Genomic DNA, 16,081 nt, shown 5'->3' on the forward strand with positions numbered 1-16,081 from the left:
GAGGAGGAGTGGCGACCGTGAAAACTGACATCCCAACAACTTTGAGTGTCGGCGACGTGACGGAGTGGTCCGACGAAGTGGACGTCGTCGTGCTCGGCTTCGGCATCGGGGGCGGATGCGCGGCCGTCAGCGCGGCCGCCGCAGGCGCGCGGGTGCTCGTGCTCGAACGTGCCGCCGCCGCCGGCGGCACCACCTCAATGGCCGGAGGGCACTTCTATCTCGGCGGCGGTACCGCGGTCCAGGAAGCGACCGGGCATCCCGACTCAGCCGAAGAAATGTACAAGTACCTGGTGGCGGTGTCACGGGACCCCGATCACGAAAAGATCCGCGCCTACAGCGACGGCAGCGTCGAGCACTTCAACTGGCTGGAAGACTTGGGTTTTGAGTTCGAGCGCAGCTTCTACCCGGGCAAGGTGGTCGTTCCGCCGGGTACTGAAGGCTTGAGCTACACCGGCAACGAGAAGGTGTGGCCCTTCTGCGACCAAGCCGTCCCGTCACCGCGCGGGCACTCGGTCCCGGTGCCGGGTGAGCTCGGCGGCGCAGCCATGGTGATCGATCTGCTGGTCAAACGCGCCGACGAGTTGGGTGTGCAATTCCGCTACGAAACCGGTGCCACGAACCTGATTCTGGACGCCGATAACGCCGTCGTCGGCGTCGCGTGGAAGCACTTCACCGAAACCGGTGCGGTACAAGCCAAATCGATCGTCATCGCTGCCGGTGGTTTCGCGATGAACCCGGAGATGGTTGCCGAATACACGCCCGAGCTGGGCCAGCCGCGACGCACCAAACACCACGGGCTGGTGGCGCCCTACATCTTGGGCAACCCCAACGACGACGGCCTTGGCCTTCGCATGGGTGTATCGGCCGGCGGGGTTGCCGAGAACATGGACGAGAAATTCATCACCGCGGCGGCGTACCCGCCCGAGGTCCTGCTGACGGGCGTGATCGTCAACAAGGAAGGCAAGCGATTCGTCGCCGAGGACTCCTACCATTCGCGCACATCGGCATTCGTACTCGAGCAGCCGGAGCAGACCGCGTACCTGATCGTCGACGAAGCACACACCGAGATGCCGGCCATGCCGTTGATCATGTTCCTCGACGGCTACGATACGATCGCCGAACTCGAGGAGGCGCTGGGCATCCCGTCCGGCAACGTCGCCGCGACGCTGGACCGCTACAACGAGTACGCCGCCAAAGGTGAAGATCCGGACTTTCACAAGCAGTCGGATTACGTTGCGCCGCAGGACAATGGGCCGTGGGCGGTTTTCGACCTGTCACTCGGGCGGGCGATGTACTCCGGGTTCACCATGGGTGGTCTGGCGGTCACTGTCGACGGTGAGGTCAAGCGCGACGACGGCAGCGTGGTTGCCGGCCTGTACGCGGTGGGCGCGTGCGCGTCCAACATCGCCCAGGACGGTAAGGGCTATGCCAGCGGCACACAGCTCGGCGAGGGGTCCTTCTTCGGGCGTCGCGCCGGAACGCACGCCGCCGCCAAAGCCGTAGGCGCGCAAGCGCTTTAGACCTCGGCCGGCTCCTGGCCCACCGGCCCCAGCTGCCACCGGCCCTCGCCGAGTAGTTGAAGTCGCTGCTGGTGATGCGACTCGACGGTGCTGCGGTGACTGACGCTGACCAGGACGGTACTGGGCAACTCGGCCCGTAGTAGTCGATACATCGTCAACTCCAGGCCCTCGTCCATCGCCGAGGTGGCCTCGTCGACGAACACCGCCTTCGGTTTGGTGAGCAGCACGCGGGCGAACGCGACACGCTGCTGCTCACCGGGTGACAACACCTTGACCCAGTCCTTTTCCTCGTCGAGCAGGTCGTGGAGATGCGGCAGCATCACCTTCGTCAGTACCTCGCCGAGGTCATCGTCGGAGATGTCACCCGATGCCGCCGGATACGACACAACCGCCCGCAGATCGCCCAGCGGAATGTAGGGCAACTGCGACAGAAACATCGTCTGGTTCGGCCCCTCCGGGCATCGCAGAGTGCCTGACCCGTATGGCCACAACTGGGCGAGGCTTCGCAGCAGCGTCGTCTTGCCGCTGCCGGACGGGCCGGTGATCACCAACGCCTCGCCCTCGGACAGGTGCAGATCGAGCGAGTCGATCAACTGGTCACCGTCGGGCGTGCGCACTTCCACACCCTCGATATCGACGGCGCCGTCGACGCTCGGCCTGACCAGCAACTCGGGCAGCTCACGAGCCTTCTCGTCGGCCACCACCAGGCCGTGCAATCGGATGATCGCGGCGCGGTAGCTCGCGAACTGGTCGTAGACATTGCGGAAGAAGGACAGTCCGTCGGAGATCTCGTTGAACGCCGCAGCGGTCTGCGTGACGCTGCCGAACTTGATCTGCCCGGCGAACAACCTCGGCGCCTGCAGGACCCAGGGCAGCGGGACGATCAACTGGCTCATCGAGATGTTGAATCCGAACCAGCCGATGGTGCGGTTCACGTAATGCAGATAATTGTCGATGATCAGCCGGAAGCGTCTGGTCAGCTGCACACGTTCGGCACTCTCGCCGCGATAGAAGCCGACCGCCTCGGCGGCGTCGCGCACCCGGACCAGCGCGTATCGGAAGGCGGCGTTCGTGAGCTCATTGCGGAAGCTCAGCCCGATCAGCGGGCGCCCGATCCAGAACCCACCGATGGTGGCCACCAGCACGTAGACGATCAGGATCCAGAACATCGCCCGGGGAATGCTGACGCCGAACAGCGTCAGGGTGCCGGACAGGTTCCACAGGATGGCGGTGAACGAGACCACCGACAACACCGACTGCACCGCGCCGAACACCAGCACATTGCCGGTGCCGTTCGAGGGCACGTTGGGGGTGCCGCCCACTCCGGCGGTCAACAGGTCGATGTCTTGTTGAATACGCTGGTCGGGGTTGTCGATGGTGCCGTCGATGAATCGGGCGCGGTAGTAGGCGCGCCCCTCCAGCCAGTCGCCGGTGAATCGGTCGGTGAGCCAGATGCGCCAGGCGACGATAAACCGTTGCGTCAGATAGACATCGAGCACGATGCGCGCGATGAATATCGCCGCCATGATCGAGAAGTGAAAGATCGACATCCAAAATCCGTGCACGCCAGACGCTTTGACGACGTCGTCACGGGTCGCCAGGCCCTGAACAGCGGTCTGGATGGACGAGTTCAAATCGTTGGCCTGATAGCTGAGCAGTACCGACAGCCGCACCCCGATGACGACCGACAACAGCAGCACTCCGAGCATCAGCCACACCCGCGCGCTGTGCCGACCGGTGAAATAGCCGTCGGTGATCCGCCAGAACTGGCGCCCCCAGGTGGTGACCAGACGAAGCGTCACCAGGACGACGAGCAAGCACACCGCGCTGATCAGCCAGGCCGTGGCGATCCAGGACACCGATTCGGCCAGCGCGTGGCCCCACTCGATAGACGGCTTGAACAGTTCCACCGTGCGCCTACTCCTTAGATTGCAACCTGCTCGGCCTGGCTTGAGCGAGCGCCCGGCCCGACAGACCCTCCCGCGAAGCTACCCGGACACCGCGGCAGCAAGATGTCTGGGCTGTTGGGCCTGATCTTGCCATCGAAACCGGTGCCGACGCGCAGAAGCTCGATGGCCGCTCACACGTTGGCCGGCTGCCGTTCGATCGGGCGCAGTTCCCACTTGCCGCCACCGAGCAGCTCGAGCACCTGATCGTGGTGCTGTTCCACCGTCGGGCGATGACTGACGCTGACGACGACACAGTTCGGCAAATCGCTTCGCAACAGCTGGTACAGCGCGAATTCCAGACCCTCGTCGAGCGCGGATGTCGCCTCGTCCAGGAACACCGCCTGGGGGCGGGCAAGCAGGACCCGGGCGAAGGCAACGCGCTGCTGCTCGCCGGGAGACAGCACTTTGGCCCAGTCCCGCTCTTCGTCGAGCCGGGCGGCCAGCGGGGCGAGCGCAACTTTGGCCAGCGCCTCCCGCACCGCGGCGTCGGAGATGTCCGCCGCGGCATTCGGGTAGCAGACCACGCCGCGAAGGTCGCCCAGCGGGACGTAGGGCAGCTGCGACAAGAACATGGTCTCGTGGTCGCCCGCGGGCCGGCTCAAGGTGCCGGAAGCGTAGGGCCACAACTGCGCCAGGCTGCGCAACAGGGTGGTCTTGCCGGCCCCCGAACGCCCGGTGACCACGAGTGCGTCACCGCTGCGGAGGCGGACGTCGAGGGGGTCGATCAACTGCTCGCCACCGGGCGCGCGCACCTCGACGGCGGCGATGTCGACAGACCCGTTCTCGCTCGGCACCACAGACACTTCGGGCAGTTCCCGGCCCCGTGCGTTCGCGTCGATCAAGCCGTACAACCGGAGAATCGAGGCGCGGAACGCCGCAAATTCGTTGTAGCGGTTGCGGAAGAACGACAGCGAATCCTGGATCGTGCCGAACGCGGCCGCGGTCTGTGCGACGCCGCCCAGACCGATTTTCCCGTCGAACAACCGTGGCGCCTGGATGAGCCACGGCAGCGGCACCATCGTCTGCGTGACCGACACATTCCACCCGAAGTACCCGATGGTGCGGCTGACGTAGCGACGGTAATTGGTGATGATCGGCGTGAAGCGCCGGCCCAGTCGGAAGCGTTCGGCCTCTTCACCGTGATAGAAGCCGACGGCTTCGGCGGCATCGCGCAGGCGTACCAAGGCATAGCGGAACGCGGCGTTGAGCCTTTCGTTGGCGAAACTCAGCGCGATCAGAGGATGACCGATCCAGAACGTGATACTGCTCGCTGTCAGGACGAAGACGAAGACGCTCCAGAACATCGCGCGCGGAATGTCAACGTGGACAAGAGGAACCGTCAGCGGGCCCGAGAGGTTCCACAAGATCGCAGCGAAAGAAACCACCGACACCACCGCATGCACGGCGCCGAACACCAGGGTTTGATTGGTGCCGATCGTCGGGACATTGGCAGTCGCGCCGGCTCCGGCGGTGAAGACGTCGACGTCCTGCTGGATCCGCTGGTCGGGGTTGTCGATCGTCTCGTCGATGAATCTGGACCGGTAGTAAGCGTGTCCGGTCAGCCAGTCGGAAGTGAGGTGCTCGGTCAGCCAGACCCGCCAGCCGATGATGAAGCGCTGCATCAGGTAGAGGTCGACCATCGCCAGGGCAATGAATATCGCGGCGAGGATGCAGAACACTGTCAGTGCCATCCAAAAACCGTGTATCCCAGACTGTTTGACCATGTTGTTCTGCGCCCCTGAGCCGGTGAAGGCTGTCTCCAGCGCGTTGTACAGGTCTTTGCTGAAGAAGCTGAACAACACGTTGACCCGGACGGTGGTCACCACCAACAGCAGCAGGACGCCGAGCGTCAGCCACACTCTGGCCGATCCCGGACCGGAGAAATAGTCACCGGTGATCCGCCAATACTGGCGTGCCCACTCCATGCTGAGCCAGAGGACTACGCACACGACGAGCACGGACACGGCGCTGATCAGCCAGGCCCCGGCGATCCACTCCAGCGACTCCGGCGCCGCGCGGCCCCAGTCGATCGAGGGGGTGAACGGCTGTAGAACAGGCACGGCGTCTCCTCACGGGGTGATGGATAAGCTGCCGGGATGAGCTCCGACGACGCAGCTAACGAAGCCTTTCACGCCGGACGACTGATCGCCCGGCGGTTGAGAGCCAGCGGAATCGACACCATCTTCACGCTGTCGGGCGGCCACCTGTTCTCGCTCTACGACGGTTGCCGCAGCGAGGGCATCCGGCTGATCGACACCCGCCACGAGCAGACTGCCGCGTTCGCCGCCGAAGGCTGGTCCAAGGTGACGCGGCAGCCGGGGGTCGCGGCGCTGACTGCGGGGCCGGGCGTGACGAACGGGATGAGTCCCATGGCGGCCGCGCAACAGAATTCGTCGCCGCTGCTGATTCTCGGCGGTAGGGCACCCGCTGGGCGGTGGGGGATGGGCTCGCTGCAGGAGATCGACCACGTCCCGTTCGTGGCACCGCTGACCCGCTTCGCCGCCACGGCGCCGTCGGCCGACGCTGTCAGCGGGCTGGTCGACGAAGCGCTGCGGGCCACGGTGGACGCGCCGTCGGGAGTGGCGTTCCTCGATATCCCGATGGACCACGCGTTTTCCGTTGCTGCCGACACCGGCGGGCCCGGGGCGCTGACCACCTCACCCGCCCCAGCCCTGCCCGACGGCGATGCCTTGGACCGCGCCGTCAGCCTGCTCGCCGAGGCGCAGCGGCCGGTGATCATGGCGGGCACCAATGTGTGGTGGGGGCACGCCGAACAAGCGCTGCTACGGCTTGCCGAACAGCGCCGGATCCCGGTTCTGATGAACGGGATGGCCCGCGGCACCGTGCCCGCCGACCACCCGCTGGCGTTCTCGCGGGCCCGCTCGAAAGCTCTGGGGGAGGCCGATGTCGCGATCGTCGTCGGCGTGCCGATGGATTTCCGGCTGGGATTCGGCGGCGTGTTCGGCGAAGACACCGCGCTCATCGTCGCCGATCGCGTGCAGCCCGAACGCAACCATCCACGGCCGATTGCGGCCGGGCTGTACGGCGACCTGTCGGCGACGCTGACAGTCCTGAGCGAAACACCGCGCGCCGAGAAAACAGGTCACGAGGAGTGGGTTGCCGCCTTGCGGGCCACCGAGTCCGCTGCTCGAGAACGCGAGCAGGAGGAGTTGGCCGACGATCGCAGCCCGCTGCACCCGATGCGGGTCTACGCCGAACTCGCGCCGATGCTGGACCGCGACGCGATCGTGGTCGTCGACGCCGGTGACTTCGGGTCCTACGCGGGCCGGGTGATCGACAGCTACGTCCCGGGTGCCTGGCTGGACAGCGGGCCGTTCGGCTGCCTCGGATCGGGACCGGGGTATGCACTGGCCGCGAAGCTCGCCCGCCCACAGCGTCAGGTGGTCCTACTGCAGGGCGACGGAGCCTTCGGTTTCAGCGGGATGGAATGGGACACGCTGGTACGGCACAACATTCCGGTCGTGTCGGTGATCGGCAACAACGGAATCTGGGGTCTGGAGCATCACCCGATGAAAGCGCTGTACGGCTATTCGGTGGTGGCCGAACTGCGGCCGGAGACCCGCTACGACGAGGTGGTGCGTGCCCTCGGCGGACACGGCGAGCTGGTCTCGACACCGGCCGAACTCCGCCCGGCGTTGACGCGCGCCTTCGACAGTGGCCTACCCGCCGTCGTCAACGTGCTGACCGATCCCGACGTCGCCTATCCGCGCCGGTCGAATCTGGCCTGACGCCGGTTCTGGCTCCGCGCCCAACTCCTTCGCCAGGTGTCCCGCTCCGGGTCGTCGCGGCCATCGTGATGATCCGGCTCCTCTCAGGGCGTCCCGCCCTGCATCGCCGCCGGCGGCTAGTACCGTTGACCTGTGCCAAAGACCACCAGCTCCTCGTCCGGGCGCCTGAGCGGCCGCTTCTGGCGCCTGCTCGGCGCCAGCACCGAAAAGAACCAGGGGCGCTCGCTGGCCCAGGTCACCGCATCGGCGGAGTATGACAAGAAGGCGGCCGGGCTCGACGACGAGCAGCTGCGCAAAGCCGCCGGCCTGCTCGACCTGGCCGATCTGGCCGACGCCGACGACATCCCGCAGTTCCTGGCCATCGCGCGCGAGGCGGCCGAACGGGCCACCGGGCTGCGGCCGTTCGATGTCCAGCTCCTCGGCGCGCTGCGGATGCTGGCCGGTGACGTGGTGGAAATGGCCACCGGTGAGGGCAAGACGCTGGCCGGGGCGATCGCCGCCGCCGGTTACGCACTGGGTGGGCGGCACGTGCACGTCGTCACCATCAACGACTATCTGGCCCGCCGCGACGCCGAATGGATGGGTCCGCTGCTGGAGTCGCTGGGGGTCACCGTCGGCTGGGTCACCGGCGAGTCGACCGCCGAGGAGCGGCGCGCGGCCTACCAGAGCAACGTCACCTACGCCTCGATCAACGAGATCGGCTTCGACGTGCTGCGCGATCAGCTGGTGACTGACGTCGAGGACCTGGTGTCGCCCAACCCGGACGTCGCCCTGATCGACGAGGCCGACTCGGTGCTGGTCGACGAGGCGCTGGTGCCGCTGGTGCTGGCCGGCACCAGCCACCGCGAGCAGCCGCGACTGGAGATCATCCGCCTCGTGGGCCGGTTGCAGGCCGGCGAGGATTTCGACACCGACTCCGACAGCCGCAACGTCCACCTCACCGATGCCGGCGCCCACAAACTCGAAAAGCAGCTCGGCGGAATCGATCTGTACTCCGAGGAGCACGTCGGCACCACGCTCACCGAGGTCAACGTCGCCCTGCACGCGCACAACCTGCTGCACCGCGACGTCCACTACATCGTCCGCGACGACGCCGTGCACCTGATCAACTCGTCCCGCGGCCGGATCGCGCAGCTGCAACGCTGGCCCGACGGCCTGCAGGCGGCGGTCGAGGCCAAGGAGGGCATCGAGACCACCGAGACCGGCGAGGTGCTCGACACCATCACCGTCCAGGCGTTGGTCAACCGCTACCCAACGGTCTGCGGCATGACCGGAACCGCTTTGGCCGCAGGCGAACAGCTGCGTCAGTTCTACAAGCTCGGGGTCTCGCCGATTGCGCCGAACACCCCGAACGTCCGCGAGGACGAGACCGATCGGGTCTACATCACCGCGGCGGCGAAGATCGACGCGATCCTCGCCCACATCAGCGATGTGCACGCGACCGGGCAGCCCGTCCTGGTCGGCACCCACGACGTCGCCGAATCCGAAGAGCTGCACGAGCGTCTGCAGCGCCGCGGTGTCCCGGCGGTGGTGCTCAACGCCAAGAACGACGCGGAGGAGGCCCAGGTGATCGCCGAGGCCGGAAAGCTCGGTGCAGTCACGGTGTCCACCCAGATGGCCGGCCGCGGCACCGACATCCGGCTCGGCGGCTCCGAGGAGACCGATCACGACAAGGTGGTCGAGCTCGGCGGCCTGCACGTGGTCGGCACCGGCCGACACCACACCGAGCGACTGGACAATCAGCTGCGCGGCCGGGCCGGTCGCCAGGGCGATCCCGGTTCGTCGGTGTTCTTCTCCAGCTGGGAGGACGACGTCGCCGCAGCCAACCTGGAGCCCAACAAACTGCCCACCCAGACCGACGACGACGGCCGGGTGGTCAGCAACAAGGTCGCCGGCCTGCTCGAGCACGCCCAGCGCGTCGCCGAGGGACGCCTGCTGGACGTACATGCCAACACCTGGCGGTACAACCAGTTGACCGCCCAGCAACGCGCCATCATCGTCGAGCGGCGCAACAACTTGCTCAGCACCTCCGCCGCGCGTGACGAGCTGGCGGAGCTGGCGCCCGACCGATACGAGGAACTGTCCGAACAGCTTTCCGAGGAGCAGCTGGAGAAGATCTGCCGACTGATCATGCTGTATCACCTCGACCGCGGCTGGGCGGACCACCTCGCCTATCTGGCCGACATCCGGGAAAGTATCCACCTGCGTGCGCTGGGCCGGCAGAACCCGCTCGACGAATTCCACCGGATGGCCGTCGATGCGTTCGCGTCGCTGGCGGCCGATGCGATCGAAGCCGCCCAGCAGACCTTCGAGACCTCGCCGGCGATCGAGAGCGAGCCGGGTGTCGATCTGTCGAAGCTGGCGCGGCCGACCTCGACGTGGACGTACATGGTGCACGACAACCCGTTGTCCGACGACTCGCTCTCCGCGCTGAGCCTGCCCGGCATCTTCAGATGATGGCCGCCCGACCGCCCGCCCACGACAGGCTCCTGACGGTGCCCAACGTGCTCAGCGGACTTCGTCTGGCACTCATTCCGGTCTTCATCTACCTGCTGCTGTTCGCACACGCCGACGGCTGGGCGGTCGCCATCCTGATGTTCAGCGGCGCGTCGGATTGGGCCGACGGCAAGATCGCCCGGCTGATGAACCAGTCCTCGAAGCTGGGCGCCTACCTCGACCCATTCGTCGACCGGCTGTACATGGTGACTGTTCCGGTCACGTTCGGGCTGGACCACATCATCCCGTGGTGGATCGTCGCCGTACTGCTGGGTCGCGACGTGCTGCTGGCGGCCGAGTTGCCGCTGCTGCGCACCCGCGGGATCACCGTGTTGCCGGTGATCTACATCGGCAAGGCAGCGACGTTCGCGTTGATGTCGGCGTTTCCGCTGATCCTGCTCGGTCAGGGGGACGCGCAGTGGAGTCGCGTCGTATTGGCCTGCGGTTGGGCATTTTTGGTGTGGGGCATCTACATGTACCTGTGGTCCTTCGTGGTGTACGCCTGGCAGGTGATCATCGTGTTGCGCCGGATGCCTCCGGTGCGGGTCCGCCATGCCTGACCAGGCGCTGGGCGGTTACGAGCCCTACGCGGGTCTCAGCGCCCACGAGGCCGGACGGGTGCAGCGCATCCCGGTGCCATCGCTGTTGCGCGCGTTGCTTTCCGAGCACCTCGACCCCGGTTACGCAGCCGCGGCGGCCAAGCGGGCCAATGCCGACGAGCCGAGCGCACACGCGCGCATCCAGGGCTGGTTCTGGCAGGCGGTGGCCGCGTTTCTGGTGGCAGCGGTCTTCGCCGCCGCTGTCGCCCAGGCCCGGCTGGTGGCGCCCGGCGTCAGCGCGGCTCAGCGGGTACTGGCCACTGGTGTGCGCTCGGAGGAGAAGACCACCGGCCAACTCACGCGGGAGCGCAATACGCTTGCGGCGCAACGTGATGACGTGCAACGACGGGCACTGGCCGAGGACGCCGCGGGACGAAGGCTGCTCGCCAGCCTCGACCGGCTCAGCTTGGCGGCCGCCAGCACCCCGGTCACCGGTCCGGGCCTGAGCGTGACGGTGACCGATCCCGGCGTCGGACCGAACCTGTCGGATGTGTCCAAACAGCGGGTGGCCGGCAGTCAGCAGATCATCCTCGACCGCGACCTGCAGCTGGTGGTCAACTCGTTGTGGGCCAGTGGCGCTGAAGCCATCTCGGTCGATGGCGTGCGGATCGGGCCGAATGTGACGATCAGGCAGGCGGGCGGCGCAATTCTGGTCGACAACAACCCGACGAGCAGCCCGTATGCCGTGCTCGCGGTGGGGCCGCCACACGCCATGCAGGATGTGTTCGACAACAGCCCGGCGCTGCGCCGGCTGCGACTCCTGGAAACCTCCTACGGGGTCGGCGTCAACGTCAGCGCCAAGGACAACCTGACACTGCCCGCCGGGGCGGTGCGAAACGTGAAGTTTGCCAAACAGATTGGTCCGTCGTAGTGCGGCACAATGCAGCGCGAAAGGTTGAGGTCGTGGAAGTGAGGCATCGGTGATCGGTATCGCAGCCCTGGCCGTCGGCATCGTCCTCGGCCTGGTCTTCCACCCGAATGTGCCGGAAATCGTGCAGCCGTACCTGCCGATCGCCGTCGTCGCCGCGCTGGACGCGGTGTTCGGCGGGTTGCGGGCTTACCTGGAGCGGATTTTCGACCCGAAGGTCTTCGTGGTGTCGTTCGTGTTCAACGTCCTGGTAGCGGCGCTGGTGGTCTACGTCGGCGACCAGCTGGGCGTCGGCACGCAGCTGTCAACCGCGATCATCGTCGTCCTGGGTATCCGCATCTTCGGCAACGCCGCTGCGCTGCGCCGCAGGCTGTTCGGGGCATAGCGGGTATGAGGCCCACATGAGCGACACCGATCCCGACCCGGACGACGCGACTCAGAAGCTCGAGCACGTCGCCGACGACGAGGACCACCACGGACGACACGAGTTGGCGCCGCACGAGCCGAAACCGGACATCGGCGAATTGCAGCCCCGGGGCTTCCTCCGACGCGGCCGCACGGTGTTCGGCACGCTGGCGTTGATGCTCTGCCTGCTGCTGGGCGTGGCCATCGCAACTCAGGTGCGCCAGACCACATCCGGCGACTCGCTGGACACCGCGCGCCCGGCAGACCTGCTGGTGCTACTGGATTCGCTGCGCCAACGCGAAGCCACGCTGAGCACCGAGGTCGCCGAACTACAGCGTTCGTTGAACGCCTTGCAGGCCTCGGGCAGCAACGACCAGACCGCCATTCAGAACGCCCAGGCCCGCCTGGCGGCATTGTCGATCCTGATCGGCACCGTCGGCGCCACCGGGCCCGGTGTCAACGTCCGCATCGACGATCCCGGACCCGGGGTGGCACCGCAGGCGCTGCTCGACGTCCTCGACGAGTTGCGGGCGGCGGGGGCCGAGGCCATCCAGATCAGCGATCGACACGACGCGGTGCGCACCGGCGTCGACACCTGGATCGTCGGCGCTCCCGGGGCCCTCACCGTCGACGGTAAGACGCTGACGCAGCCGTATTCGGTTGTTGCCATTGGAGATCCACCCACCCTGGCCGCGGCGATGAACATCCCCGGCGGTGCGGTGGACAGCGTGAAGCGGGTCGGCGGAACCATGTCGGTGCAGCAGGCCGACAAGGTGAGCATCACCGCCTTGCGGCAACCAAAACCGCGCCAATACGCTCAGCCAGTCAAATAGTCAGCAACCAGAACAGGAACACCGTGAGCGAAATCCCGCCAGATTTGCACTACACCACCGACCATGAGTGGGTTCGGCGCACCGGTGACGACACCGTCCGGGTGGGCATCACGGACTTCGCTCAGTCGGCCCTCGGCGACGTCGTGTACGTCCGACTGCCCGACGTGGGCGACGAGCTGACCGCGGGTGAGGCGTTCGGCGAGGTGGAGTCCACCAAGTCCGTGTCGGACCTGTACGCGCCGGTGTCGGCGAAAGTCGTTGCGGTGAACGAGGATCTGGACGGTAGCCCTGATCTGGTCAACTCCGAGCCGTACGGTGGCGGCTGGCTCGTCGAGCTTCAGGTCGACGGCGCAGCCCTGGAGAAGAGTTTCGGCGACCTGCTGGACGCTGGGACATACCGCGCCTCGCTGTCCGAATGACCCTTGTTATCGTTCCCTGCGCCCGGCGACAACGCGGGCCGCACCGGGGCGGAAGTCGCGCGGCTATCGGATGTAGCCGCCGATCCGGCGGGGGACGGCACATTGGGCTCCCGTGCGCGGTACGGTCGTCACATCGACGGTCACTGCGGGTGGGAAGCCGGTCGACCGGACCCAACCAGACAACGCAGAAGTGGCTAGTGAGGAGCAGCGGGTGACGGACAAGGACAACGACTTGACATCTGATGAAGTCACCGTGGAAACGACATCTGTCTTCCGCGCCGATTTTCTCAATGAGTTGGATGCTCCTCCGCAGACCGGTACCGAAAACACGGTGTCGGGTGTCGAGGGACTTCCGGCCGGTTCAGCGTTGCTGGTCGTCAAACGGGGCCCAAATGCCGGCTCCCGTTTCCTGCTCGATCAACCGACCACCTCGGCCGGTCGCCACCCGGACAGCGACATCTTTCTCGACGACGTCACAGTGAGTCGGCGGCACGCCGAATTCCGTTTGGAAACCGACGAGTTCCATGTCGTCGATGTCGGCAGCCTCAACGGCACCTACGTCAACCGGGAGCCGGTCGACTCGGCGGTGCTGGCCAACGGCGACGAGGTCCAGATCGGCAAATTCCGTTTGGTCTTCCTGACTGGACCCAAGGCTGGTGAAGACGGAGGGCCCGGAAGCTAGTGACCGCGCCCGAGACCTCCGCACTGAGCGGAATGTCGATCGGAGCGGTCCTCGACCTGCTTCGGCCGGACTTCCCGGATGTGACGATCTCCAAGATCAGATTCTTGGAGGCCGAGGGTCTCGTAACGCCGCAACGTGCCGCGTCGGGCTATCGCAGGTTCACCGCGTACGACTGCGCTCGGCTGCGCTTCATCTTGACCGCGCAGCGTGACCAGTACCTTCCGCTCAAAGTGATCAAGGCCCAGCTGGATGCTCAACCGGACGGCGAGCTGCCACTGAACGGATCGCCTTACGGTGTACCGCGATTGGTGACGGTCGGCGACGCGCCACCGGCCGATGCGGACACGGTGTCGGCCACCGCCAGCGTCCGGCTCAGCCGCGAGGACCTGCTGGACCGCTCGGGCGTGGACAACGATCTGCTGACCTCGCTGCTCAAAGCTGGGGTGATCACCACCGGGCCGGGCGGATTCTTCGACGAGCACACCGTGGTGATCCTGCAATGCGCCCGCGCGCTCGCCGACTACGGAGTCGAACCACGCCACCTACGGGCATTTCGCTCGGCCGCCGATCGACAATCCGACCTGATCGCACAGATCGCCGGACCCCTCGGCAAGGCCGGCAAAGCGGGTTCCCGCGACCGCGCAGACGACCTGGCACGCGAGGTCGCCGCCCTCGCTATCACGCTGCACACCTCACTGATCAAGTCCGCAGTGCGCGACGTTCTCCACCGCTGAAGGACTAGACTTCAGAACCACAGCTTGCGTACGGCGGCTTGGTGTTTGCATCGCGACGCCCGGGGCAGGTCTGAGTCGTAACGGCAGCACGTGCGGAGGGCAGACACAGATGGGTGAAGTTCGCGTCGTCGGCATTCGCGTCGAGCAGCCGCAGAACCAACCGGTGCTTTTGCTGCGCGAGGCCAACGGTGATCGTTACCTGCCCATCTGGATCGGCCAGTCCGAAGCCGCCGCGATCGCCCTCGAACAGCAGGGCGTCGAGCCGCCGCGCCCGCTCACTCACGACCTGATCCGTGATCTCATTGCCGCACTTGGCCATTCGCTCAAAGAGGTCAGAATCGTCGATCTGCAAGAGGGCACCTTCTACGCAGACCTGATTTTCGACCGCAATATCACCGTCTCGGCGCGGCCGTCGGATTCGGTGGCCATCGCGTTGCGGGTGGGCGTGCCGATTTTCGTCGAGGAAGCGGTGCTGGCCGAAGCCGGCCTGCTGATTCCCGACGAGAACGACGAAGAACCGTCGACAGCTGTCCGCGAAGACGAGGTCGAGAAGTTCAAGGAGTTTCTCGACAGCGTCTCGCCCGACGATTTCAAAGCCACTTAGCACGCTGACCGGCGGGTGCCGGCTCATTTCTACGGCGTGCCGCGATTGCGCGATGCAGATCTGAATCGGCAACATCACGGATCCGTCTCATCTGCGAGTTCGACCTCGACACGCCCATTGGATAGCGTGGAGTCCCGGCCTCCACCGCCATACTTTCCTTCGACTGAACAGTTCTACAAGCACGGCAACGGGTCGAAAAGCGTATGCTCACAAGCACTCGATTGAGCAAACGCGGAAACCTGCAGCCCGTAACGAGCGCGATCGGCGAGAGGATGCCCCCGTGGGAGATCAGCCACGTCAGGATCAACTGGATCTCGAGTCCGTGACAACGCTCGACGACAGTGCGGCGCCCCACCCCGATCCAGCAATCCACGTGTCGGCCGAACCCGTCCAGGGCGGCCTGTTTCCCGACGATTCGGTGCCCGACGAACTCGTCGGCTACCGCGGTCCCAGCGCATGCCAGATCGCCGGCATCACCTACCGGCAGCTGGACTACTGGGCACGTACCTCGCTGGTCGTGCCCTCGATTCGGGGCGCTGCCGGCTCGGGAAGTCAGCGCCTCTACTCGTTCAAAGACATCCTGGTGCTCAAGATCGTCAAGCGCCTGCTCGACACCGGCATCTCCTTGCACAACATTCGCGTTGCGGTCGACCACCTCCGCCAGCGCGGGGTGCAGGACCTGGCCAACATCACGCTGTTCTCCGACGGCACCACCGTGTACGAGTGCACATCCGCCGAAGAAGTCGTCGACCTCCTGCAAGGCGGTCAGGGCGTATTCGGCATCGCCGTCTCCGGCGCGATGCGCGAACTGACCGGTGCCATCGCCGATTTCCCCGGCGAACGGGCCGACGGCGGCGAGTCGATCGCTGCACCAGAAGACGAGCTGGCTTCGCGTCGCAAGCATCGCGACCGCAAGATCGGCTGATCCCGGTCTCGTATTTCGGTGCCGCCGGCGGTGCCGCCGGCGTTGAGTCGGTAAACTCGTAGACGCATCGTTCTTGCGCGGGAGAGTTCCGTGGCTGCCAGCCACGGACGCCGAAGGAGCAATACCTCTCCGTCAACCTCTCAGGCACCCGGACCGCGCCGGACCCCGATGCCTCTGGAAAGCGGTGACCTCGGGTCGCCCGCCCATGGGGAAAGACATCTCGATGTCGAATCTCTCAGGCGCCCGGTACGGGTAGACGACAGAGGGGGAGGACCAGTCCTCTCGTCTGGAGTCCGCC

14 protein-coding genes and 2 riboswitches are annotated in these 16,081 nt (G+C 66.1%); of the genes, 12 read left to right on the forward strand and 2 right to left on the reverse strand.

Going from position 1 to position 16,081, the window contains the following annotated elements; genetic code table 11:
* The first annotated feature begins 17 nt into the window (after positions 1-17).
* A complete protein-coding gene (locus tag ACZYW1_RS18800) occupies positions 18-1,520 on the forward strand; it encodes an FAD-binding protein (protein ID WP_463787977.1) in 1,503 nt (500 codons plus the stop codon).
* Here the strand turns inward: ACZYW1_RS18800 and ACZYW1_RS18805 are convergent.
* Together ACZYW1_RS18805 and ACZYW1_RS18810 are read right to left on the reverse strand one after the other, a co-directional pair.
* Entirely contained in the window at positions 1,517-3,430 is a 1,914-nt protein-coding gene (locus tag ACZYW1_RS18805) for an ABC transporter ATP-binding protein/permease (RefSeq protein ID WP_463787978.1), read from the reverse strand. The genes ACZYW1_RS18800 and ACZYW1_RS18805 overlap by 4 nt on opposite strands.
* A 170-nt stretch (positions 3,431-3,600) precedes the next feature.
* Positions 3,601-5,529: an ABC transporter ATP-binding protein/permease gene (locus ACZYW1_RS18810; protein WP_463787979.1), complete on the reverse strand. Its 1,929-nt coding sequence runs from the start codon at positions 5,527-5,529 to the stop codon at positions 3,601-3,603.
* Positions 5,530-5,565: 36 nt separating this feature from the next.
* On the opposite strand from ACZYW1_RS18810, the gene ACZYW1_RS18815 reads away from it, so the two are divergent.
* The 11 genes from ACZYW1_RS18815 (at position 5,566) to ACZYW1_RS18865 (ending at position 15,783) form a co-directional block, all read left to right on the forward strand.
* Positions 5,566-7,218, forward strand: a complete 1,653-nt coding sequence (locus ACZYW1_RS18815) for an acetolactate synthase (RefSeq protein WP_463787980.1) — start codon at positions 5,566-5,568, stop codon at positions 7,216-7,218.
* A gap of 132 nt (positions 7,219-7,350) precedes the next feature.
* Complete coding sequence (gene secA2 / locus ACZYW1_RS18820) at positions 7,351-9,675, forward strand: accessory Sec system translocase SecA2 (RefSeq protein ID WP_463787982.1); 2,325 nt, start codon at positions 7,351-7,353, stop codon at positions 9,673-9,675.
* Positions 9,672-10,274 carry a CDP-alcohol phosphatidyltransferase family protein gene (locus ACZYW1_RS18825; RefSeq protein ID WP_463787983.1) on the forward strand — a complete coding sequence of 201 codons (603 nt, stop codon included), beginning with the start codon at positions 9,672-9,674 and terminating at the stop codon, positions 10,272-10,274. The genes secA2 and ACZYW1_RS18825 overlap by 4 nt, the downstream gene beginning before the upstream one ends.
* Positions 10,267-11,184, forward strand: coding sequence for a DUF881 domain-containing protein (locus tag ACZYW1_RS18830; protein WP_463787984.1), 918 nt, complete (start codon positions 10,267-10,269; stop codon positions 11,182-11,184). Before ACZYW1_RS18825 ends, ACZYW1_RS18830 begins: the two co-directional genes overlap by 8 nt.
* Before the next feature lie 49 nt (positions 11,185-11,233).
* Positions 11,234-11,566, forward strand: coding sequence for a small basic family protein (locus tag ACZYW1_RS18835; RefSeq protein WP_285189451.1), 333 nt, complete (start codon positions 11,234-11,236; stop codon positions 11,564-11,566).
* 16 nt (positions 11,567-11,582) lie between these two features.
* Complete coding sequence (locus ACZYW1_RS18840; protein ID WP_463787985.1) at positions 11,583-12,419, forward strand: DUF881 domain-containing protein; 837 nt, start codon at positions 11,583-11,585, stop codon at positions 12,417-12,419.
* A 23-nt stretch (positions 12,420-12,442) separates the two neighbouring features.
* Complete coding sequence (gcvH, locus tag ACZYW1_RS18845) at positions 12,443-12,838, forward strand: glycine cleavage system protein GcvH (RefSeq protein ID WP_463787987.1); 396 nt, start codon at positions 12,443-12,445, stop codon at positions 12,836-12,838.
* Positions 12,839-13,049: 211 nt separating this feature from the next.
* Positions 13,050-13,520: a glycogen accumulation regulator GarA gene (gene garA / locus ACZYW1_RS18850; protein ID WP_463787988.1), complete on the forward strand. Its 471-nt coding sequence runs from the start codon at positions 13,050-13,052 to the stop codon at positions 13,518-13,520.
* A 32-nt stretch (positions 13,521-13,552) separates the two neighbouring features.
* Positions 13,553-14,254 (forward strand): transcriptional regulator FtsR, encoded by a 702-nt coding sequence (ftsR, locus tag ACZYW1_RS18855; RefSeq protein WP_463788789.1) that lies wholly within the window; start codon positions 13,553-13,555, stop codon positions 14,252-14,254.
* A 109-nt stretch (positions 14,255-14,363) separates the two neighbouring features.
* Positions 14,364-14,858 (forward strand): bifunctional nuclease family protein, encoded by a 495-nt coding sequence (locus ACZYW1_RS18860; protein WP_463787989.1) that lies wholly within the window; start codon positions 14,364-14,366, stop codon positions 14,856-14,858.
* Positions 14,859-15,138: 280 nt separating this feature from the next.
* Positions 15,139-15,783, forward strand: coding sequence for a MerR family transcriptional regulator (locus ACZYW1_RS18865; protein WP_463787990.1), 645 nt, complete (start codon positions 15,139-15,141; stop codon positions 15,781-15,783).
* Between the two features lie 68 nt (positions 15,784-15,851).
* Positions 15,852-15,949, forward strand: a riboswitch (glycine riboswitch).
* Positions 15,950-16,056: riboswitch (glycine riboswitch) on the forward strand. It begins immediately after the preceding riboswitch.
* The last annotated feature ends 25 nt before the right edge of the window (positions 16,057-16,081 follow it).

The sequence above is a fragment of the Mycobacterium sp. IDUB_36 genome (assembly GCF_055419225.1).